This is a genomic window from Actinomyces howellii, from assembly GCF_900637165.1.
GTDB classification, from domain to species: domain Bacteria; phylum Actinomycetota; class Actinomycetes; order Actinomycetales; family Actinomycetaceae; genus Actinomyces; species Actinomyces howellii.
The window spans coordinates 1,822,119-1,843,651 of sequence record NZ_LR134350.1; the positions used below are offsets into that span (position 1 = coordinate 1,822,119).

Consider the following 21,533-nt stretch of genomic DNA (forward strand, 5'->3'; position numbering starts at 1 on the left):
GTGTCCGGCCTCCGGCGGGGGCAGGATGGGACCACGCGCCCTCCACCGAGCAGGAGTCGAGCATGCGCCGCGGCAGCAACCTTCCCCACGTGTCGTCCTTCAACCGGGCGGTGGTCCTTGAGGCGATCCGCCACTCCGGCGACGGCCTGACCAGGGCGCAGCTGGGCCGAGTGACGGGCCTGTCCGCGCAGACGGTCTCGAACGTGACCCGCACGCTGCTCGACCGGCACCTCGTGCGCGAGACCCGCGTCGTGGCCCAGGAGGGCAGGGGCAGACCCGGCACGGCCCTCGAGCTCGACCCCGCCGGGGGCTTCGCCGTCGGCATCCACATCGACCCCTCGGCCCTGGGCACCGCCGTCGTCGACCTCACCGGCGAGGTCGTCGTCCAGAACCACGGCCCGCTGCCCTCACCCACCGACCCCGGGGCGCTCATCGAGCACCTGCACCACGAGGTCCGCCGGATGGTGGCCGAGGCCCGGGTCCCCAGCTCCCGGCTCCTGGGGATCGGGGTGGCCGCCCCCGGCCCGATCGACGACGAGGCCGGATCCGTCAGCCCGCCGCTCCTGCCGGACTGGGGGACGGTGCCCCTGCGCCCGCTGCTGGCCCGAGCCACCGGGGTGGACGTCGTCCTCGACAAGGACGTCATCGCCGCGGCCAAGGCGGTCCTGTGGACCGGGGACGCCCCCGACCGGGAGAACTTCCTCGTCGTCTACGTCGGCGCGGGGGCGGCGATCATCCCGGTCATCCGGGGCCAGGTGTTCCGTGGGACCTCGGGCAACGCGGGCGAGACGATGCACCTGCCAGGAGACCCGGCCTCGGGGTCGCCCCACCGCTGGACCCTGGGAGGGTGCCTCGGCGAGCGCGAGCTCGTGGCCCACGCCCACCGGCTCGGCATCGACCTGCCGGGCGCCGTCGGCTCCTGGGACCCGCACGTCGTCTCCGAGGGCTTCTCCCACCTGGTCGGGCTCGCCCACGACGGGCAGGACCGCGCCGTCGAGGTCTTCGACGCGGCGGGGCGGGTCCTGGGGACGGCCGCCCTGGTCGTCACCGAGCTGCTCGACATCACGGCGATCGTCATGACCGGGCCCCGGTGGGAGTCGATGAGGCCGTTGTGCGAGCCCGCGCTGCTGTCGGTCATCGACGACCACGCGGTCCACGGGCAGCCGCGCCCCCTGACCCTCCACACCTCCCGCCTGGCGACGTGCTCGGGCACGGTCGGGGCGGCCTGCCTCGTCCTCGACCGCCTCTTCTCCCCGCACCACTCCCGCCTGCTCATCACGCAGTGACCCCCCGGGCGGCCCGGACGCCGCAGCCTTCCGCCTCCTCGGCACCGCTGAGGGCTCGGACCCGCCCCGGGCGGCCCGGGCGCCGCAGCGCATCGGGCCGCCGGCGAGGCCGGAGACATCGGCGCCGCCAGGACACCGGGGACAGCGGAGCCACCGGGGCCGACGGCGCCACCAGAGCCGAAAGATCACGACTTGATCACGCTCCTCGCACGCCCGTTGACAGGATTTCATCCATTTGTTGGAGTTATTTGGGTCACGGCATCCGCGGCGGATGTCGTCGGTGCAAAGGAGCCCGCCATGATCATCCCTTCCCCGTCCCCCGGCGCCCTGCGGCGCCCCTGCCCCCTGACCGCCTCGCGCAGGTCGTTCCTCGTCGGCGCGGGGCTTGGCGCCGCAGCCGCCGCCCTGGCCGCCTGCTCCGGGTCCTCCGGGGAGCGCTCGAGCACGACGCTGACCATCGCCTACCAGAAGACCTCGACCTTCTTCCAGCTCGACGACCTGCTGCACAAGGCAAAGGAGGAGTTCGAGGCCGCCAACTCCGAGGTCACGATCAAGCTCAGTCCCATCGAGGCCGAGCAGGACCAGTACTTCACCAAGCTCGCCCTCATGAACGGCTCGTCGGACACCGCGCCCGACATCATCTACGAGGACACCTTCCAGATCCGCTCCGACGCCGCGGCGGGCTACCTCATGCCCATCGACGAGTACCTTGAGGGGTGGGAGGACTGGAGCCAGTTCGTCGACTCCGCCAAGGAGGCCGGGGTCGGCGACGACGGCAAGACCTACGGCGTGTCGATGGGAACCGACACCCGGGGCATCTACGTCAACAAGACCATCCTCGCCCAGGCCGGCCTGCCTGCCGACTGGCAGCCCACGACCTGGGAGGAGATCCTCGCCGCCGCCCGTGCGGTCAAGGAGAAGGTCCCCGACGTCATCCCGCTCAACATCTACGCCGGCAAGGCCGGAGGCGAGCAGACCACGATGCAGGGCTTCGAGATGCTCCTGTACGGCACCGACGACGTCCTGTACGACGACTCCACCCAGAAGTGGTTCACGGGGTCCACCGGGATGCTCGACTCCCTCACCTTCATGAAGACCGTCTACGACGAGGGCCTGGGTCCCGACCTCGACCTGGCCCTGGACGCCACGATCGGCTCGCGCGTGTCCTCCAGCCTCCTGCCCGAGGGCAAGCTCGCCATCGCCGTCGACGGCTCGTGGCTGCCGGGCTTCTGGATCTCGGGGGACAACGAGTGGCCCCAGTGGCAGGAGACGATCGGCCTGGCCAAGATGCCCACCCAGAACGGGCAGGGAGCCGGCTTCACCTCGATGTCCGGGGGGTGGACGCTGGCCATCGGCTCCCAGTGCGCCAACCCGGAGGCGGCCTTCCAGTTCATCTCCATCGCCCTCAACCAGGAGAACTCCCTCAAGTACGCCACGGAGAACGCGGCCATCGCCGTACGCACCGACGTGGCCGAGTCCGAGGAGTACCTGGGCTACAACCCCTCCTTCGAGTTCTTCTCCGGCCTGGTGGAGTACACCCACTTCCGCCCCGCCACCCCGGACTACTCCCAGATCTCCGCGAACATCCAGACGGCGTGCGAGTCGGTCATCACCGGCCAGGCCACGCCTCAGGAGGCCTGCGACACCTACGACGCAGGCCTGGTCAAGATCGTCGGCGACGACAAGGTCCAGGAGGCCTGATGTCCCCCACGGCCACCGGCGCGGCGACGAGGACCGGCAAGGGAGCCGCCCGTCGCCGCGCCGGTCGAACCCTGGGGCGCCTGGCGCCGATCCTGCCGGCGGTGCTGCTCCTGGCCTCCTTCCTCCTGGGCCCGATCGTCTACTCCCTGTACGGGTCGCTGACCAACCGGGCCATGAGCGGCTACCGCGCCGCCTCCCCCGAGTTCGTCGGCCTCGACAACTACGTCTCCCTGCTCAGCGACCCGGGCTTCCTGCGCTCGGTGGTCCTGACGGCGGTGTTCGTCCTGGCCTCGGCGATCGTGGGCCAGAACGTGCTCGGCATGGTCCTGGCGGTGCTCATGCGCCACGCCCCCCGGCCGCTGCCCTCGGTGGTCGGCGGGATCGTCGTCGTGGCGTGGGTCCTGCCCGAGATCGTGGCGGCCTTCGCCTGCTACGCCTTCTTCTCCTCCGACGGCACCCTCAACGCCGTCCTGGGGGCCCTGGGGCTGCCCGAGCCGAGCTGGCTGCTCAACCTGCCGATGCTCTCGGTCATCCTCGCCAACGTGTGGCGCGGCACCGCCTTCTCCATGATGGTCTACCACGCCGCCCTGGCCGAGGTCCCCCCGGAGGTCATCGAGTCCGCCCAGATCGACGGCGCCGGACCCCTCCAGCGGCTCACGCGGATCACCCTGCCGATGATCCGCCGCTCGATCGCCACCAACCTCATGCTCATCACCCTCCAGACCCTGGGGGTCTTCACCCTCATCTGGGTGATGACCGGCGGCGGCCCGGGAACCTCCTCCTCGACCCTGCCGGTCCTGGCCTACCAGGAGGCCTTCAAGTTCTCCCAGGTGGGATACGGCACCGCCATCGCGACGGTCACCCTCGTCGTGGGAGCGGTCTTCTCCCTGGTCTACATGCGCGTCCTGCGACCGGAGGTGGACTGACGTGCCCGCATCGCTGTCCCTCGCATCGCCCCGCAGACGGGGTGTCACGGTGGCGGCCTCCGCCTCCCTGGCGCTCATCGGCCTCGCCTTCGTCCTGCCGCTGGCCTGGATCGTGCTGGCCGCCTTCGACGCCGACGCCACCGTGTCGGTCAAGCCGCCCTCCTCGTGGACCCTGGAGAACTTCGCCGCGATCATGAGCGTGGACGGCACGCTCCGCCCCCTGTGGAACTCGGCGCTCATCTCCCTGGGGACCGCCGCGCTGTGCGTCATTGTCTCGGTCCTGGCCGCCTACCCCCTCTCGCGCTTCCAGATGCGCTTCAACCGCGCCTTCCTCTACACGATCCTGTTCGGCTCCTGCCTGCCGATCACCGCGATGATGGTGCCGGTCTACGCGCTGTTCGTCTCCTTCCGCCTGCTCGACTCCCTGCCGGGCACCGTGCTGTTCATGGCCGCGACCTCCCTGCCGATGGCGGTGTGGATGATGAAGAACTTCATGGACTCCGTGCCGATCTCCCTGGAGGAGGCCTCCTGGGTCGACGGGGCCTCGGGCATGGCCGCCCTGTGGCACGTCGTCGTGCCTCTCATGAAGCCGGGCATCGCGGTCGTCTTCATCTACGTGTTCACCGCCGCCTGGGGGAACTTCTTCGTGCCCTTCGTGCTGCTCATGAGCCCGGAGAACCAGCCCGCCGCGGTGGCCGTCTACACCTTCTTCGGCGCTCACGGCGAGATCGCCTACGGCAGGCTCGCCGCCTTCTCGATCTTCTACTCCCTGCCCGTCCTGCTCCTCTACGTCCTGGTCCAGCGCCGCTCCGGAGGCGGCTTCGCCATGGCCGGGGCGGTCAAGGGCTGACCCGAAAGGCACCACCGATGCACACCTTCCCCCTGCTCACCGAGCAGCGCGCCGAACGGATGCTGCGCGAGCACGTGTCGGCCGCGATCCACCGCGAGACCCTGCCCCTGACCCTGAGCGCCTGGGAGGTCCCCGACGAGCCGGTGCCCTTCGCCGAGGCGGTCGCGCAGGACTTCACCCCCACCTCCGTGGGCACCGCGTGGGGGGCGCCGTGGAGGACCCTGTGGCTGCGAGCCACCGGGAGCGTGCCCCCACGGTGGAGGCAGGAGGCCGACGCCGAGGTCGAGCTCGTCGTCGACCTCGGCTTCACCGGCACCCAGCCCGGCTTCCAGGCCGAGGGCCTGCTCATGCGCGCCGACGGCTCGATCGTCAAGGCCGTCTCCCCACGCAACCGCACCGCCCCCTGGACCGCGGAGCCCGACCGGATCGAGGTCTACATCGAGGCGGCCGCCAACCCCGACGTCGCCGGCGGCTTCGGCTTCGCCCCCACCCCCTACGGGCGCAAGTCGACCGCCGGCCAGGACCCGCTCTACCGGCTGCGGCGCGTCGACGTCGCCCTGCGCGACCTCGAGGTCGACGCGCTGGCCGCCGACATGGGCGTGCTCCTCGAGCTGGCCGCGGCCCTTCCCCCGGACTCCACGCGCAGGGCGCGGATCGACGCGGCCCTGGACCGGGCCACCGACCACCTCGACCCGCGCGACATCGCGGGCACCGCCGCCCGGGCCCGCGCCGAGCTGGTCGAGGTCCTCGCCAGCCCCGCCCACGCCAGCGCCCACCACGTGCTCGCCGTCGGGCACGCCCACATCGACTCGGCCTGGCTGTGGCCCACGCGCGAGACGGTGCGCAAGTGCGTGCGGACCTTCTCCTCGGTGCTGGCCCTCATGGACACCGACCCGGACTTCGTCTTCGCCTGCTCCTCGGCCCAGCAGTACCTGTGGGTCAAGGAGGCCCGCCCCGACCTCTACGCCCGGATCAAGGAGCGCGTCGCCGAGGGCCGCTTCGTGCCCGTGGGCGGCATGTGGCTGGAGTCCGACACGAACATGCCCGGCTCGGAGGCCCTGGCACGCCAGATGATCGAGGGCAAGGGGTTCTTCCTCGAGGAGTTCGGCGTCGAGACCCTCGACGCCTGGCTGCCCGACTCCTTCGGGTACACCGGCTCCCTGCCGCAGATCATCCGGGCGGCCGGGTCCCGCTGGTTCCTGTCCCAGAAGATGTCGTGGAACGAGGTCAACCGCTTCCCCCACCACACCTTCACCTGGGAGGGGATCGACGGCTCGCGGGTCCTCACCCACTTCCCGCCGGCCGACACCTACGGCGCCCGGCTGTCGGTCGCCGAGCTGCGGCACGCCGAGTCCAACTTCGCCGACAAGCGGGTGGCCTCGAGCTCGATCGTGCCCTTCGGCTACGGCGACGGCGGGGGCGGGCCCACCCGGGAGATGCTCGCCGCGGCCCACCGCCTCGCCAGTCTCGAGGGGGTGCCGACCGTCGAGCTGGGCAGCCCCAACACCTTCTTCGAGCGCACCGAGTCCCAGCCCGGGGGCACCGCCGGCCTGCCGGTGTGGAGCGGGGAGATGTACCTGGAGTTCCACCGCGGCACCTACACCTCCCAGCTGCGCACGAAGCAGGGCAACCGCCGCAGCGAGCACCTCCTGCGCGAGGCCGAGCTGTGGGCGACCACGGCCACGGTGCGCGAGGGCGTCCCCTACCCCTATGAGGAGATCAAGGAGTGCTGGCGCACGGTGCTGCGCAACCAGTTCCACGACATCCTGCCCGGGACCTCCATCGGATGGGTCTATGAGCAGACCGAGAAGGAGTACGCCGAGGTCGCCCGGGTCCTTAAGGAGGTCATCGAGGCCTCGGCCGCGGCCCTGGTCGGCCGGGGCACGCGCAGGCTGCGCCTCAACGCCGCGCCCGTCGAGGTCGCCTCCGTCCCCTCCCTGGGCATCGGCCCCGGCGCGCCGGTCGCCGGCCGCACACGCGTCGAGCGGCACGGGGGCGGAGCGGTCCTCGACAACGGCCTGCTGCGTGTGACGGTCGACGAGGCCGGGCTCCTCACCTCGGTGGTCGACCTGCGGGCCGACCGCGAGGTCCTGTCCCCCGGGGCGCGCGGGGCGCTGCTCCAGCTCCACCGGGACGTGCCCCGCCAGTGGGACGCCTGGGACATCGACGCCGAGTACCGCCGCGTGGTCGACGACGTCGTGGACGTCGAAGGGCTCACCGTCGAGCAGGACGGGGCCGACGGCCTCGTGCGACTGCGGCGGACCCTGGGGGAGGCCTCGAGCCTGAGCCAGGAGATCCGCCTGCCCGCGGGCGCCGCCCAGGTGGTCCTCGACCTCGACGTCGACTGGCACGAGCGCCAGAGGCTCCTCAAGCTCGCCTTCCCCCTCGACCTCATGGCCGAGACCTCGACCTCCGAGATGCAGTTCGGCCACGTCTCACGCCCCACGCACCAGAACACCTCCTGGGACGCGGCGCGCTACGAGATCTGCGCCCACCGGTGGATCCACGTGGCCGAGCCGGGCTACGGCACGGCGGTGCTCAACGACTCGACCTACGGCCACGACGTGACCCGCGGCCAGGACGCGGAGGGGCGGCCAAGCACGGTCGTGCGCCTGTCGCTCCTGCGCGCCCCGCTCTTCCCCGACCCCGAGGCCGACCAGGGCCGGCACCGCCTGCGGGTCGCCCTGCGCCCCGGCGCCCGGATCGAGGACGCCGTCGCCGAGGGCTACGTCTTCAACCTGCCCGAGCGGGTCGTGACCGGGGACCACGGGGTCGACCCGCTCGTGTCGGTCGAGGGGCGCGGTGTCGTCGTCGAGGCGGTCAAGCTCGCTGAGGACCGCAGCGGCGACGTCGTCGTGCGCCTCTACGAGGCGCACGGCGCACGCACGCGAGCGCGTGTCGAGCCCGGTTTCCCCGCCGGTCCCGTGCGCACCGTCGACCTGCTCGAGCGCGACCTTCCGGGCCCCGTGCTCACGGAGGTCTCGGCGGGGCCGGGAGGCGGGAAGGCGACCGCCCTCGAGCTGCGGCCCTTCCAGATCGTCACCCTGCGGATCCCCCGCGCCTGAGTCCTGTCCCCGGCCGGAACCGGGCGGAGCCGGCCGGTGCCGGGCAGGCCAGCCAGGCCGGTGCCAGGAAGGCCCCGCCCGAGGTGCCCGGGCGGGGCCTGGAGCAGCCGGGCAGGCCAGTCGGGTCAGCCGGCGGTCAGCCGGTAGTCAGTCGCTGGGCCAGGCCTCCTCGGCCTGGGCCAGGGCCTCCTCGGAGCTGAGCTCCCCGGCGGTCCACTGGGTCAGCGCGGTCCACAACGCGTCGGTGCCCACGGCCGAGGGCATCGTGTCGGAGCCGTCGAGGCGGATAACCGTCTGACGGGACTGGAGCAGCTCGGTGGCGCGCCGGGCGACGTCGGACTCGATGTCCGAGGCGTCCACGCCTCGGTTGGCCGAGGCCATCCCGCCGAGCTCGACGCGCTCCTGGGCCCACTCCGCGCTCGTGAGGTACCCCATGACCGCCACGGCCGCCTCCGAGGTGCGCAGGGCCACGAGGTAGTCCCCGCCGACGAGGACCGGCGTGCCCCCGTCGTCGTCGCCCCGTGAGGGCAGGAGGAAGGCGGAGACCGCCCCCGGGACCGCGACCGTCGGGCTCGCCTGGGCCGAGGCCGTCCCCGTTGCCGCCGGGCTGCCCTGCTCGGCCGCCGGGCCGCCCTGCCCGGTCGTCGGGGCGGCCGAGGCGGTGGTCGTCGGCGAGACCTTGACCCCGTGCTCGCCGTTGGCGTCGGTGACGAGGGTGCCGGTGGGCAGCACCGTCTCGTAGGAGCTCGAGGCGTGGAGCATGAGGCACGTGCCCGAGACGAGCTGCTGACCGGCCTCCTCGACGGTGGTGGTCGCCGCCGCCGCGCGTCCGCCGGGGACGTGCCCGTCGGCCAGGACGAGGTCGCCCACGGCGTCGAGCGCCTCAACCGCCGAGTCGGAGTCGAGCGGGGCCTCGTGGTCCGCCCAGGAGTCGAAGGCCCCGGTTCCCTGGGTGGCGAGCAGGGCGTCCTCGAGCCAGTCGGTGGCGGGCCATCCCGTGGCCTCGCCGTCGGCGACCCCCATGCACCACGGGGTCACGGCGCCGTCGGGGTGGTCGGCGACGACCTGGTCGGTCAGCTCGACGAGCTCCTCCCACGTGCGGGGCACCTGGTAGCCCGAGGCCTCGAAGGCCGCCGGGGAGTACCAGACGAAGGACTTGACCGAGGCCATGAGGGGGGCGGCGTACAGGGTGCCGTCGACCGCCCCGACATCCGACCACGCCCGGTCCCAGCCGAGCTCGATGTTGGCCCCGACCGTGTCGGGAAGCGCGGAGACGGCACCGGCGTCGATGAGCTCGGTGACCAGGCCCGACTGCGGGACGACCGCCAGGTCGGGCAGCGACGGGTCGGCGCTCGGCGAGCCGGAGGCGGCGGCGTCCCGCAGCACCGACTCGAGCTGGTCGGAGCCGGAGTGGACGACGTCGATGCCGGTGCACTCCTCGAAGCGCGCCAAGGAGGCCTCGAAGCGCGCCGCCTCGTTGCCGGAGAAGACGGTGCCCACGGTCACGGTCTGGCCCTGCGCGACGGTGCCGTAGGCCTCGAGCTGCTCGCAGCCGGCCCCGTCGGTGGCCTCCGTGCCGCCGCCACCGGGGGAGCAGGCGGTGGTCGCCGAGGCGGCCAGGGCCAGGACCGCCAGGACCGAGGCCGAGCGCGCGGCCGACCGGGGCAGTGCGCGCGAGCCCGACCGGGCGACCGTCGAACGGGGTCCCAGCGGGGCCCACGGGGAACGTGACATCAGATCCTCCGCGTTCTCTCGACGAGGGCGTCCAGGACGGCTGCGCAGCCGTCGTGCCACACCGGCTCGGTCAGGACGTCCCCACGGTCCTTGACCCACTGGGGGGCCGAGCCCATGACGACACCGGCCCCGGCCCACTGGAGCATCTCGACGTCGTTCGCCCCGTCGCCCACCGCCAGGGCGTGCCCGGCGTCGGTGCCCAGCCGCGCGGCGAGGGCCTCGAGCGCGGAGGCCTTCGTCACCCCCTGGGGAGCGACGTCGAGCCACGCGGTCCAGCCGATGGCGTACTCCACCGAGTGCAGTCCCGAACCGCGCACGATCTCGGCGAACCGGTCGACGTCCATGCCCGGGGCGCGCAGGATGACCCGGGAGACCGGCACGGAGCGCAGCTCCTCGAGCGGGCGGACCACCGAGTCCTCGATGAGCTCCCCGTCGGGGAAGGGCCGCGAGACCCTGAAGGGCTGCCCGGGTGTCTCGACGGCCAGGATGCCGCCGGGCACCGCCTCGTGGAGGGCGTCGATGGCCTGGGCGGGGTCGAAGGTGATCTGCTCGACGATCTCGTAGCCTCCCGGGCGCTCGGGGTCCATGCGCAGCGTCACCGCGCCGTTGGCGCACACCATCCAGCCGGTGGTCAGGCCGACGTGGCGGGCGACGGGCAGGGCGGCCTCGATGCCCCGACCGGTGGCGATGACGACCTGGACCCCGTAGGTGCGCAGGCGCGCGATCGCCGCCATGACCCGCTCGGAGACGCGTCCGCCCAGGTCCAGGATCGTGCCGTCGACGTCGAGGGCGACGAGCAGAGCCGGCCCGGGCGCCAGGCGGGTGCCCGCCGCGCCAGGCGGGTCGATGGCGTCGAGGTCGGCCATGCGACGCCTGACCAGGGCGTGGTAGTCGTCGTGGGTCAAGGGGCCCGGGGTGGTCGCGCCGATCGCGCTGACCTCCGAGGAGGCGCCGAGCACCGGGTCGGGGGGACCGGCCGAGGGCATGGCCGCGGGCACGGCGGCCGGGACCGGGCCGCTGCTGGCCAGGGCGAGGTCCGCCGGGACCCCAGGAGCGGGGGCGATGACGCCGGGTCCCCCGGTCCGGGGCCGCGGCTCGTCGCCGCTGCGCAGCAGGTCGTCGTCGGTCACGTCAGGCAACCGGCTCGATGAGCTCGAGGCCACCCAGGTAGGGGCGCAGCCCCTCGGGCACGACGACCGAGCCGTCGGGACGCTGGTGGTTCTCGAGGATCGCCACGATCCAGCGGGTCGTGGCCAGGGTGCCGTTGAGGGTGGCCACGGGGCTCGTCCGACCCTCCCGGCGCTCACGGATCGAGAGCCGACGGGCCTGGAAGGTCGTGCAGTTGGAGGTCGAGGTGACCTCCATCCACCGGTTCTGGGTCGGCAGCCAGGCCTCGCAGTCGAACTTGCGGGCGGCGGAGGATCCCAGGTCGCCCGCCGCCGTGTCGATGACCCGGTAGGGCAGGTCGACCAGGGCGAGCATCTCCTCCTCGAGGGCCAGCAGGCGCTCGTGCTCCTCGACGGCGTCCTCGGGGCGCACGTAGGCGAACATCTCGGCCTTGTTGAACTGGTGGACCCGGATGATGCCGCGGGTGTCCTTGCCGGCTGCGCCGGCCTCCCGCCGGTAGCAGGTCGACCAGCCCAGGTAGCGCCTGGGCCCGTCGGACAGGTCGAGGATCTCGTCGGTGTGGTAGCCGGCGAGGGCGACCTCGGAGGTGCCCGTGAGGTAGAGGTCGTCGGCCGGGAGGTAGTAGATCTCGTCGGAGTGGGCTCCCAGGAACCCGGTGCCGCCCATGACCTGGGGGGTCACGAGGGTCGGGGTGGTCATCGGCACGAAGCCGTAGGCGGTGGCCCTGTCCAGGGCCGCGGTCATGAGGGCCAGCTCGAGGCGCATGCCCCAGCCCTTGAGGAAGTAGAAGCGCGAGCCCGAGACCTTCGCGCCACGCCTCGTGTCGATGATGTCGAGGGCCTCGCCCAGGGCGAGGTGGTCGGCGGGCTCGAAGCCCTCGGCGGTGAAGTCACGGGGCTCAGGGCCCTCGTGGCGCAGGACGACGTAGTCCTCCTCACCGCCCGAGGGAGCGCCCTCGATGAGGTTGGCGAACTGCATCATGAGCTCGTCGAGCTCGGTGGCCGCCTGGGCGGAGGCGCCCTCGGCGGCGCGGACCCGCTCGGCCAGCTCCTTGGCCCGGGCCAGGACGGCGGGACGCTCCTCGGGGCTGGCGGCGCCCACCGACCTCGAGACCGTCTTCTGCTCGGCACGCAGCGCCTCGAAGGCACCCAGCGAGGAGCGGCGGGCCTCGTCGGCGGCGATGAGGCGGTCGACGAGCGAGACATCGGCCCCGCGTGCGCGCTGGCTCGCGCGGAAGGGCTCGGGGTCGTCTCTGAGGGCACGCAGGTCGATCATGGGGCAGAGTGTAGCCAGGGCGGCTGGGGCCCCGACGGTGGCCTTCGCCATCGTCTTGCCAGGGAGGCGGAGCCCGGTCGGGTTTAGTGACCTGTGAAACCTACTTTATTCATTGGTCGTGCCCTATAATCACGGTGAGGTCAAGAATCCTGGAGCGACCGGGCCGGCCTCGCGACACACCACGAGACGACACAGGAACCTCATGCCACCGTCCTCCCTGCCCTCCTTCTCCCAGCTGCGCGCATTCGTCGCCCTGTGCGACCACCAGCACTTCGGCGAGGCCGCCACGACGCTGGGCGTGAGCCAACCGAGCCTGTCCCAGGCGATCACCGCCCTGGAGAAGCGCATCGGGGGCGAGCTGGTCGAGCGCACGACGCGCCGGGTCCTCGTCACCCCCCTGGGGGAGACCCTTCTGCCCTACGCCCGCGACGCCGTGCTCGCCGCCGAGTCCTTCAACGAGGCCGTCGTCAGCCAGGGCGCCGCGCTGACCGGCATGCTGCGCCTCGGCCTCATCCCGACGCTGGCGCCCTACCTCGCCCCGGTCATCCTCGACGGGCTGCCCAGCGAGCTGCCGCTGCTCCAGCCCGAGCTGCGTGAGATGGTGACCGGCGACGTCCTCGACATGCTCAACCAGGGCCGCCTCGACGCCGCGATCATCGCCATCGACGTCGACCTGCACCGTGCGGTGGCCATCCCGATGTACGACGAACCGCTCGTCATCCTCGTCCCGCCGAACCACCCGTGGGCGGGGCGCGACGACATCGTGCCCTCCGACCTGGACAGCCAGGACCTCCTTCTGCTCGACGAGGGCAACTGCCTGCGCGACCAGACCCTGGCGCTGTGCCAGCGCTACGGCACCGTCCCGCCGGTGGCGGTGGCCACGACCCTGCTCACGGTCGTGCGGATGGTCACGCACGGGGTGGGCATCACGGTCATTCCCGAGGGCGCGCTGCCGATGCTGGGGACCGAGCCCCACGCCGTCGCCCGCTTCGCGGAGCCGACGCCGGTGCGACGCATCGGGCTGGTCCACCGCAGCTCCTCCTCGCGGGCCACCGACTTCGCCCGCCTCGCCCACGTCATCACCGGGCTGACCCGCGAGGCCGGTCTGCCCGCCCTGTCGCTGACCGACCGCGAGGACTGACCCACGGTCGCACCGGGGGTCAGTGGGCCGGCTCGCCTCGCCGGTGCTCCCGCGGGACCGCCTCCCGCGCACCCGGACCCACGGACGGCACCGACCTCGCTACCCTTCCCCTGTGACACGACGACGTGCAGGCCTGCACCCGGGCACCGCCCCCGGAGGCGGAGCCGTGGCCTGCGTCGTCCTCAACCCGTCCAAGCCGGCGGTCACCCCCGCGGTCCGCGCGCACCTCGCCCGGGCACTGTCCGCAGCGGGCTACGCGAGCCCGGTGTGGATGGAGACCACGCCCACGGAGACCGGCGCCACCCAGGCCAGGCTCGCGCTCGCCTCCGGCGCCAGCCTCGTGGTGGCCGTGGGAGGCGACGGCACCGTGCGCTCGGTGGCGGCGGGACTGGCTGGCGCGCAGGCCGACATGGCGATCGTGCCCCTGGGAACCGCGAACCTGGCCGCACGTAACCTCGGTGTCCCGGTCGGCCGCCCGGCCGAGGCCATCGAGCTGGCCGCCCACGGCGCGGCACTGGCCACCGACCTGGCCTGGGTGAGCACCGAGCCCGGCGAGGACTCGCCCGCGCCTCCGGGCGGCTGGGCGCGCCCGACCCTCGGCGCCGAGCACGCCTGCATGATCGTGGCGGGCCTGGGATTCGACGCCGGTCTCGTGGCGTCCACGCGCCCGGCGCTCAAGGCTCGTATCAAGTGGGGGGCCTACGCGCTGGCCGCCTTCCAGAACCTCAGCTCGCCGCGGATGGAGCTCGTGCTCGGCCTCGAGGCTGAGGACGATCCCCATCGGGTCGAGCGGCTTCGTGCCCGCTGCCTGCTCATCGCCAACGGCGGTCGGCTGCCTGCGGGCATCACCCTGCTGCCCGGGGCGCGGATGGACGACGGCGTGCTCGACGTCGCCGCGATCGACACGGTGGCAGGGGTCGTGGGGTGGAGCTCGCTGGCGCGGCAGGTCCTCGCGCCGCGCACCTCCGTTCCGCGCACGGTCCAGGACGACCGCCTCCTGCGCCCGACCGGCCGGGTCCTGCGCCGTCTCGGGCGCACCGTCACCGTGCGCCTGGCCGAACCCGCCCTCGTCCAGGTCGACGGCGACCTCCTCGCACCCACGCGCGGGGTGCGCGTGCGCCTGCAGCCGGGTGCGCTGCGGATCCGGCGTCCGGCCTAGGACTCTCGACGCCTGCGCTCCACTGCCCGGCGGCTCCCCGTCCCGGGACGGCTCAGATGGTCCGCCCCGCCAGGATGTCGGCCACCCAGGCGCGTGCCACGATGAAGTCCTTGTCGCTCGTTCCTGCCGGGACGACGACGGGCCGGGCGTCCAAGCGGGGGTAGGAGCCCAGGAAGCGCACCATGGGGCAGGTGCGGTGCAGCCCGATGAAGGCGGCCTGGACGCGCTCCTCGCGGATGTGCCCCTCGACGTCGATCGAGAAGCGGTAGCGGCCCAGCGAGTCGCCCACGGGACGGGACTCGATGCGAGAGAGGTTGACGCCCCTGGCGGAGAACTGCTCAAGCATGTCGAGCAGCGCGCCGGCACGGTCGTGGGGGGCCTGGACCATGAGCGTCGTCTTGTCCGCGCCCGTGGGCTCCCCGACCCGGCCCGGCCGCGTCACCTGCACGAAGCGGGTGACGGCGTCGGGGTTGTCGGCCACGCCCCCCGCGAGCACCTCGAGGCCGTAGCGCTGTGCGGCCAGCGGGTTGCACAGGACGGCTTCGAAGGACAGGGGATCGTCGGACTCGGCCAGGGCCCGGGCCGGGGCGGAGGTCGACGTCCCGGCGACGTAGGAGGCCTCGGGGAGGTTGAGGTGGACCCAGCCCCTGCACTGCGCCCAGGCGTGGGGGTGGGTGCTGATCGCACGCACACGGTCCAGCGAGGTGCCGGGACGGCCAGCCAGGACGAAGGTGACCGGGACGGCCACCTCCGCGGCGATGACCAGCGGGGCAGAGGCCACGAGGTTGTCGAGCGTGGCGTTGACGCCGCCCTCGACGGAGTTCTCGATCGGGACGACGGCGGAGTCGGCCACTCGCTCGCGCACGCGGTCCAGGGCCGTGGCCACGTCCTGGCAGGGCTCAAGCCGCGCGTTGTCGGGGGCGACCTGCTGGAGAGCCATCTCGCAGAAGGTTCCGGAGGGGCCGAGGAAGGCCCAGGTACTCGTCATGGCGGCAGGGTATCGACATGCGGGCCGCGGCTCGCGCCGGGACTGCCCCACGGACGCTCACACACGACCCGCCCTCCCCGACGCCGCGACCGCCCGGCCCTGCACCTCACCACCCCGCCGTCGCCCGGCCCTGCACCTCACCGCCCCGGCGTCGCCCGGCCCCGCGCTCGCTGATCCCGCCCTCACCTCCCCGCCGTCGCCCCGGCCCGCACCTCACCGCCCCGCCGTCGCCCCGGCCCCGCACCTCACGGCCCCGCTCACTGATCCCGCCCTCCCCGCCCCCACACCCTGGCCCGGGTCACGAGAGCAGCGGGATCATGGGAGGCTGGGCTTATGGGGGACACGATGCGCAAACGGGACGACCTTCCCGGGGCCACCCGGCTCGAGGCGCAGGGCCTGGCCTGGCTGGCTGAGGCGATGCCGGACGGCGGGGCGCACACGGTGCCCGCTGTCGTGGGAGACGGGTGGATCGACGAGCCGCGGCTGAGCCGGTCGACAGTGACCCCCCAGGCCGCTGAGGCCTTCGGCAGGGCACTGGCCGTCACGCACGCCGCTGGCGCACCGGCCTTTGGGTCGGCGCCACCGGGATGGGACGGTCGGACGCAGATGGGACGCTGCGACATTCGCCTGCGGCCCCACTCCCCCGACTCCGATCAACGCACCTGGGGGGAGTTCTACGCCGAGGACCGACTGGCGCCCTACGTGCGTTCGGGCTACGACCGCGGTGCGCTCGACGCCGCTCAGGTGCGCCTGCTCGAGGCGGTGTGCCGTCGGTTGCGGGACGGGGAGCTGGGCGAGGAGCAGCCGGCACTCGTGCTGAGCGGCGCCCGCGAGCGCGGGCAGACGACTGCCGTGGCGCGCACCCACGGCGACCTGTGGTGCGGCAACGTCCTGTGGGTCCCGTCCAGCGAGGTCGCGGCATGGGCTCCCGGTGGCGCCGGCCGAGGACCGGCACGTACCCCGGATCACGGGTCGGCCCCTGGCTCGGAGCCCGGCTCGGGCCGCAGGACCGGCCCCACCTCGCATCCCGCCTCGCACCTCGACGGGGAGCAGGGAGCTGCCGCGGGCGCCGGCCCTGGCACCGGGGTCGTCGGCGTCCTCATCGACCCCCTGGCGCACGGAGCCCACGCGGAGACCGACCTGGCTGCTTTGGGTGTCTTCGGCCAGCGTCACCTCGACCGGATCGTTGGGGCGTACAACGAGGTCTCGCCCTTGGCACCCGGCTGGCGCGAGAGGGTGGGCCTTCATCAGCTGCACATCCTCATGATCCACGTGCACCTCTTCGGAGGAGGTTACGGGAGCCAGGCGGCGTCGGTGGCACGGTCCTACGCCTGAGCGCATCCCCGAGGTGCCACGTGTCGCGATCTCGAGGTGCCACTAGTCCCGATCTCGCGGTGCCACTAGTCCCGATCTCGCGGTGCCACGTGTCGCGATCTCGAGGTGTCACTTCCCCCGATCTCGCGGTGTCATTCCTGCCCGGTCAGTGCACCTAGGCTGGGGCCATGGGGTCACGACGCGGCAGCAGCCACCGGCAGCGCTTCGTGCGGGCGGTCGTCTACGCGATCGTCGTGCTCACGGTCGTCGGGCTCGTGGCCACGATCGCCTCGAGCGCCTTGGCCGCGCCAGGTGTGCCGGCACCCCGGGAGGCCGCTGCGCGGGCCCTGAGCTCCCCCGCTGCCACCGCAGCCTCCCCCGATCGGTCGCTCCCTTGGACCGCCTCGCAGGCCACCGCCGGGCAGGCGGCCTCCGGCACCGGCACGCAGCCGATCGTCGTGCTGGGCACGACGGGGCTGTCCTGGGCGGCCCTGGTCGACCTGGCCGCCTCCGGGGCCGACACCACCGAGGCCGAGTCCGCCCGCACCCTCCTGGGCTACGCGGAGGCCAACACGCCGGTCAACCTCGTCCAGCGCACGACCGGTGACCTGACCTGCCCCGCGGACGCCTGGCTCACCGTCGGCTCCGGAACCCGCACGCGCGCCTCGGCACCGGGGTCGGGCTGCTCCTGGCCGTCGTCGTGGTCGCAGGCCGTCGCGACCTCCCAGGACGCCGGCTACGGTGCTCGCCCCGGGACCCTGGCCGACGCCCTCTCCCGGGCGGGAGCCTCGGCCGCCGCCGTCGGCAGGGGTGCCGAGCTGGCCCTGACCTCCTCCGAGGGCACCGCCCCGCCAAGCGCCGCCAGCCTTGAGGAGCTCGTCGCGCAGGGCCTGCCCGATCTGACGCTGGTCGACCTCGCCGACGCAGGCTCCGCCCAGGCTCCGGCCTCTGCCCTCCTCGAGGCCCTCGCCCAGGTCCCATCGGGCGCACGCGTCCTCGTCGTGTCCCTGGCCGACCCCGCCGACGCCGGCCTCCAGCTCGCCGTCCTCCCCGGCGGGACCTCCTCAGGGCAGGGCTCCGCCGACGGGCGCCTCCTGGGCCCCTCCACCCACCAGGAGGGGCTCCTCCAGCTCACCGACCTCACCGCGAGCCTTCTCGCCGCGACCGGCGCCGAGCAGCCCACGGCCCTCGACGGCGGAAGGGTCGACCTGCCGGTGTCGACCCCGCTGAGCCGGACCGCCCCGACCAGCGCCCCCGCCGCCGAGGTCACGGCCCTGGTCGACGACGCCGCTCACGCCCAGGCCTCGAGGCGGGCGGTCGTTCCGGTCACCCTGGTCATCCTGTCCTCGGTCCTCGCGCTCGTGGTCCTGGCCGCTGCCGGCCTGCGACGCCCCGGGGGCGGGGCGGGCGCCATGGTCGACGCGGCCGACGCTACCGCCGCGACCGCCGCGCCCGCCGTGGCCGGGTCGGCTGACGGGGCCGACACGCCCGGGCCGGTCGGGTCGGTCGCGGTCTCGGGCGCCCGGCCACGGGGAGCCGGGGCCCTCCTGCCTGCGGCCTGCGTCGTGGCGGCGCTGCCCGCGGGGGCCTGGCTGGCGAGCACGGTGCCGTGGTGGCGCGTCGGCCCCGCCCCGTGGGCCACCACGGCCGCGGCTGCCGCGGTCACCGTCGGCCTGGGGGCGCTCGTGGCCGCGGCCTGCGCGGGCGCGGCCGGACTCATCGGCCGGCTGGCCGCCCGGTGGGCCGCGAGCCGGCCCGAGGGCACGGCCCTGCGCCGCGTACGGCGACCCGCCTCCATCGCGGCGATGCTCGTCGTCGTCGCCACCCCGGTCCTTCTGCTGGCCGACGCCGCCTGCGGTGCGCCCCTGGGCTTCAACGGGGTGCTGGGCATGGACGCCATCACCGCGGGGCGCTTCTACGGAATGTCGAACACTGCCTTCGCACTGGCTGGTGCCGGGCTGCTCGTCGCTCTCGGCGCCGTCACCGGTCCCGCGGTCGCGCGCCGCGAGGGAGCCTCGCGGCGGCTGGTGGCCGTCGTGGGCGTGGGGGTGCCCGGTCTCGTCGCGCTCCTCGTCGACGCCTCACCGCAGATGGGCGCGGACGTCGGCGGGGCGCTCACGCTCATCCCCGCCCTGGCCGCCCTGGCCTCCGGCCTGGCGGGGGTGCGTCTGGGCTGGCGCCGGTGGGCCGTCGTCGCCCTCGGGACGGTGGGGACGGTCAGCGCGCTGGCCGCCGCCGACTACGCCGCGGGGTCGCGCACCCACCTGGGACGCTTCGCCGCCCAGGTGCTCGACGGCAGCGCCGGGACCACCGTGGCCCGCAAGGCGGGCGCGCTCGTGGCCCCCTTCGTCTCCAGCCCGCTGGCGCTCACGGCACTGACCGTGGGCCTGTGCGTCCTGGGGGCGTGCGCCTGGTGGCTGAGGCGTACCGCCCGCGAGGCGCGCGCGGGCCGCGGACCGTACGCGTGGCTGGCTCGCCCGGGCGTCCTGGCGCCGTGGGCGGTCCCGGTGCTCCGGGCCCTGGCGGTGCTCGTCGTCCTCGAGGTGCTCGTCAACGACTCGGGTGTGGCCATGTTCTGGTTCTCAGCGGCGGCGGCGGTGCCCGGGCTCCTGGCGGTGCTCTGCGCCCGGATCGGCACCCGGGCCGGTCAGCGGTGCACCTGAGGCGCCAACCCGCTCCCGGTTCGCCCGGCTGGCCTCCTGTCACGTGTCGGTCCTGTCGAGCAGGCCGCGCGCGTCCAGGGTCTGGTCCCCGGCAGCGGGGCGGGTCACATCGCGGGCGTGTCGGGTCCTGGCCAGGCTCGGTAGGCGAGGAAGTGCGCCTGCTCGCGGGCGGCGGACTCGAAGACCCGCGAGGGCACGCGCACACGGCGCAGTCTGCGGCCCGCCACCGCTCGCAGGACGTCGCGGTACTGGGAGGCGCGGTGCAGGCGCCCGGCGGTGTCGTTGCCGCTGACGCGGTGGGTGATGTCGCAGGGGACCTCGATGACGGTCTTGCCGGCGACGAGGACGTCGATGGTCAGGCCGACCTCGACGCCCCAGCCCTCGGCCAGCGGTGCGGCGGCCTCGTAGGCCTCGCGGCTCAGACATCGCTGACCGGACAGGGGGGCCACGGGCGACCAGCCGGTGGCCGACGTGATCGCCGAGCGGGCCGCGCGCACGACCCGGCCGCTCCCTCCCGCACCGGCCTGCCGCGGCGGGACCGCGATCGCCATGTCCGCGACCCCGTCGACCACGGGCGGGACGAGCTCGGCGCAGGCGGCGGCTGAGTCGCCCAGGTCGGCGTCGACGAAGAGCAGGAGGCGGGCCGGGCCGTCCTCATAGTCGCGCATGGCCACGACGCTGGCGCCTGTCTCCATCGCGGAGGCCTTGCCGCGTGAGACCGAGTGACGCACGGTCACGGCTCCGGCGGCGCGTGCGTGATCCTGGGTCCCGTCGGTGGAGCCGTCGTCGACGACGACGACGAGGTCGACCCGCGGGATCGCGCGGCAGGCCCGCACGGTCGTGGCGACGAGGTCGGCCTCTTCCTTGGCAGGGATGACCACGGCGACGCGCTGGCTCCCGGGGTGCGGGTCGGCGGACGTCTCAGCGGGCGGCATCGGAGTCACGTGTCAAGGGTAGTCACAGGAAGTCTCCTCCCGGTCACAGGATCGCCTCCGGGGAGTCGCGGTCGGGTCGCGCGCCGCGCCGTTCACCCGTGCAGGCAGTGGGCCGTGGCGACGCCCTCACATGTACTCCCTAGGCGAAACTGTGTGATCTGCCTGTGATTCCCGCAAGTTCGAGCACAAACTGCAATGCAAAGGGGGTGTTCGCACGCCCATTTCATGACAAGGTGTGCTGTGGGACCCGTCAACGGAGCCGGGTTCCGCTCTATCTCCCCTCCCCCCTCCCCCGAGATCGGGACATCTGGCACCTCGAGATCGGGACTAGTGACACCCCGAGATCGGGGGAAGTGACACCTCGAGATCGGGACAACTGACACAGGCCTCCCAGGCCCGGCGAGCACCAAGCGACCCTTCGCACACCACCCGCCTTCGGGTCGGCCACAGGCCCGGGGATCGTCCGTCGTGAGAGGCTCACCGACGCTCCGCCGTCGTCTCCCCGCCTCGGCGGGCGTGCACCCGGGCGCCGTCGAGCTCACAGGCTCCGCGGCGGGCGATAGGCGGTCTGCTCCCCCGGCTCGATCGCACGCACGACCCGGGCAGGGACCCCTGCAACCACGGTCATCGGCGGGACGTGCGCGGTGACGACCGAGCCGGCGGCGATGACAGAGCCGTGTCCGACGGTCACTCCGGGCAGGATGGTGACGTTGGCCCCCACCCACACCTCGTCCTCGATGGTGACGACGGCGGAGAACTGCGCGCCCGTGACCCGCAGCCCGGGATCGATGGGGTGACCTGCGGTCGCGATCGTGACGTGGGGGCCAAGGAGAACACGGTCGCCGATGCGGATCGCGGCGTCATCGATGAGGGTGGTGCCGGTGTTGAACCAGCAGCCGGAACCGATGCTCGTGTGCGACCCGTAGGCGCAGTAGATCGGCGTCTCGAGCCAGGAGCCCTCCCCGAAGGAGGCGAAGAGCTCGCGCGCCAGCGCCGTGCGGAGCTCGGGGTCGCGGATCGAGGCGGCGTTGAACCGCTCGACGAGCTCCTTGCCGCGTACGCGCTCCTCCTCCAGGTCCTCCAGACCCGGACCGAAGTCCGTGTAGAGCTCGCCTGTGTCAAGGCGACGTCGGGTCTCGGTCTCGTCGAAGAGGTACGGGTTGTCGGGGGCGCTCATGGCGCGAGGTTATCCCGGCACGACCGGTACCGGCTGCTCGTGCGGGAGCGGCCAGGCGCGCAGGAGCGGGGGGTAGGGGGTGAAGCCGGGCTTGTCCGCCCCGCGCTCGCCTCAGCGCCCGCTCCCGCCCACCGCCCCCGTCCCCTTCTCCCTGTGCGTGCGCCACCGTGACACCCCCGGGGGCCGGCTCC

15 protein-coding genes are annotated in these 21,533 nt (G+C 73.4%); 9 read left to right on the forward strand and 6 right to left on the reverse strand.

Annotated features, from left to right (window positions below; translation table 11 throughout):
• Positions 1 to 62: 62 nt before the first annotated feature.
• From EL245_RS07730 to EL245_RS07750, 5 genes are all read left to right on the forward strand, one after another.
• Positions 63 to 1,286, forward strand: a complete 1,224-nt coding sequence (locus EL245_RS07730; RefSeq protein WP_126382616.1) for an ROK family transcriptional regulator — start codon at positions 63 to 65, stop codon at positions 1,284 to 1,286.
• Positions 1,287 to 1,583: 297 nt separating this feature from the next.
• Positions 1,584 to 2,987 (forward strand): extracellular solute-binding protein, encoded by a 1,404-nt coding sequence (locus tag EL245_RS07735; protein WP_126382617.1) that lies wholly within the window; start codon positions 1,584 to 1,586, stop codon positions 2,985 to 2,987.
• On the forward strand, positions 2,987 to 3,913 hold the full coding sequence (locus EL245_RS07740) for a carbohydrate ABC transporter permease (RefSeq protein ID WP_126382618.1): 927 nt from the start codon (positions 2,987 to 2,989) through the stop codon (positions 3,911 to 3,913). The genes EL245_RS07735 and EL245_RS07740 overlap by 1 nt, the downstream gene beginning before the upstream one ends.
• Before the next feature lies 1 nt (position 3,914).
• The gene (locus EL245_RS07745) at positions 3,915 to 4,763 is read left to right on the forward strand and encodes a carbohydrate ABC transporter permease (RefSeq protein ID WP_232009659.1); all 849 of its coding nucleotides are present in this window, start codon (positions 3,915 to 3,917) and stop codon (positions 4,761 to 4,763) included.
• 17 nt (positions 4,764 to 4,780) lie between these two features.
• Positions 4,781 to 7,828 carry an alpha-mannosidase gene (locus EL245_RS07750; protein WP_126382619.1) on the forward strand — a complete coding sequence of 1,016 codons (3,048 nt, stop codon included), beginning with the start codon at positions 4,781 to 4,783 and terminating at the stop codon, positions 7,826 to 7,828.
• Between the two features lie 147 nt (positions 7,829 to 7,975).
• Here EL245_RS07750 and EL245_RS07755 read toward each other — a convergent pair whose 3' ends face one another.
• The 3 genes from EL245_RS07755 to serS are packed head-to-tail and all read right to left on the reverse strand — an operon-like array spanning position 7,976 to position 11,965.
• Entirely contained in the window at positions 7,976 to 9,562 is a 1,587-nt protein-coding gene (locus EL245_RS07755; protein ID WP_126382620.1) for an ABC transporter substrate-binding protein, read from the reverse strand.
• Positions 9,562 to 10,692, reverse strand: coding sequence for an HAD family hydrolase (locus tag EL245_RS07760; RefSeq protein ID WP_232009661.1), 1,131 nt, complete (start codon positions 10,690 to 10,692; stop codon positions 9,562 to 9,564). Before EL245_RS07760 ends, EL245_RS07755 begins: the two co-directional genes overlap by 1 nt.
• Before the next feature lies 1 nt (position 10,693).
• Positions 10,694 to 11,965: a serine--tRNA ligase gene (gene serS / locus EL245_RS07765; protein ID WP_126382621.1), complete on the reverse strand. Its 1,272-nt coding sequence runs from the start codon at positions 11,963 to 11,965 to the stop codon at positions 10,694 to 10,696.
• Positions 11,966 to 12,167: 202 nt separating this feature from the next.
• Between serS and EL245_RS07770 the strand changes: the two genes are divergently transcribed.
• Entirely contained in the window at positions 12,168 to 13,106 is a 939-nt protein-coding gene (locus tag EL245_RS07770; protein WP_126382622.1) for a LysR substrate-binding domain-containing protein, read from the forward strand.
• Between the two features lie 112 nt (positions 13,107 to 13,218).
• Positions 13,219 to 14,265: a diacylglycerol/lipid kinase family protein gene (locus tag EL245_RS07775; RefSeq protein WP_232009662.1), complete on the forward strand. Its 1,047-nt coding sequence runs from the start codon at positions 13,219 to 13,221 to the stop codon at positions 14,263 to 14,265.
• A 52-nt stretch (positions 14,266 to 14,317) separates the two neighbouring features.
• Here the strand turns inward: EL245_RS07775 and pheA are convergent, their stop codons facing one another.
• Positions 14,318 to 15,253: a prephenate dehydratase gene (gene pheA, locus EL245_RS07780; RefSeq protein ID WP_126382623.1), complete on the reverse strand. Its 936-nt coding sequence runs from the start codon at positions 15,251 to 15,253 to the stop codon at positions 14,318 to 14,320.
• Positions 15,254 to 15,598: 345 nt separating this feature from the next.
• Here pheA and EL245_RS07785 point away from each other — a divergent pair, with 345 nt between their 5' ends.
• Positions 15,599 to 16,588, forward strand: a complete 990-nt coding sequence (locus EL245_RS07785; RefSeq protein ID WP_232009663.1) for a fructosamine kinase family protein — start codon at positions 15,599 to 15,601, stop codon at positions 16,586 to 16,588.
• Between the two features lie 167 nt (positions 16,589 to 16,755).
• Positions 16,756 to 19,230, forward strand: coding sequence for a hypothetical protein (locus tag EL245_RS07790; protein ID WP_126382625.1), 2,475 nt, complete (start codon positions 16,756 to 16,758; stop codon positions 19,228 to 19,230).
• 104 nt (positions 19,231 to 19,334) lie between these two features.
• On the opposite strand, the gene EL245_RS07795 is transcribed toward EL245_RS07790, so the two are convergent.
• Both EL245_RS07795 and EL245_RS07800 read right to left on the reverse strand, forming a co-directional pair.
• Positions 19,335 to 20,165, reverse strand: coding sequence for a glycosyltransferase (locus EL245_RS07795; RefSeq protein ID WP_126384226.1), 831 nt, complete (start codon positions 20,163 to 20,165; stop codon positions 19,335 to 19,337).
• A gap of 538 nt (positions 20,166 to 20,703) precedes the next feature.
• Positions 20,704 to 21,342 carry a sugar O-acetyltransferase gene (locus EL245_RS07800; RefSeq protein ID WP_126382626.1) on the reverse strand — a complete coding sequence of 213 codons (639 nt, stop codon included), beginning with the start codon at positions 21,340 to 21,342 and terminating at the stop codon, positions 20,704 to 20,706.
• Between the last annotated feature and the right edge of the window lie 191 nt (positions 21,343 to 21,533).

Bases quoted from the DNA above. Each gene is read 5' to 3' on its own strand.
- EL245_RS07730 (WP_126382616.1), top strand. From the start codon at position 63: ATGCGCCGCGGCAGCAACCTTCCCCACGTGTCGTCCTTCAACCGGGCG.
- EL245_RS07735 (WP_126382617.1), top strand. From the start codon at position 1,584: ATGATCATCCCTTCCCCGTCCCCCGGCGCCCTGCGGCGCCCCTGCCCC.
- EL245_RS07740 (WP_126382618.1), top strand. From the start codon at position 2,987: ATGTCCCCCACGGCCACCGGCGCGGCGACGAGGACCGGCAAGGGAGCC.
- EL245_RS07750 (WP_126382619.1), top strand. From the start codon at position 4,781: ATGCACACCTTCCCCCTGCTCACCGAGCAGCGCGCCGAACGGATGCTG.
- EL245_RS07755 (WP_126382620.1), bottom strand. From the start codon at position 9,562: ATGTCACGTTCCCCGTGGGCCCCGCTGGGACCCCGTTCGACGGTCGCC.
- serS (WP_126382621.1), bottom strand. From the start codon at position 11,965: ATGATCGACCTGCGTGCCCTCAGAGACGACCCCGAGCCCTTCCGCGCG.
- EL245_RS07770 (WP_126382622.1), top strand. From the start codon at position 12,168: ATGCCACCGTCCTCCCTGCCCTCCTTCTCCCAGCTGCGCGCATTCGTC.
- pheA (WP_126382623.1), bottom strand. From the start codon at position 15,253: ATGACGAGTACCTGGGCCTTCCTCGGCCCCTCCGGAACCTTCTGCGAG.
- EL245_RS07785 (WP_232009663.1), top strand. From the start codon at position 15,599: ATGCGCAAACGGGACGACCTTCCCGGGGCCACCCGGCTCGAGGCGCAG.
- EL245_RS07790 (WP_126382625.1), top strand. From the start codon at position 16,756: ATGGGGTCACGACGCGGCAGCAGCCACCGGCAGCGCTTCGTGCGGGCG.
- EL245_RS07795 (WP_126384226.1), bottom strand. From the start codon at position 20,165: ATGCCGCCCGCTGAGACGTCCGCCGACCCGCACCCCGGGAGCCAGCGC.
- EL245_RS07800 (WP_126382626.1), bottom strand. From the start codon at position 21,342: ATGAGCGCCCCCGACAACCCGTACCTCTTCGACGAGACCGAGACCCGA.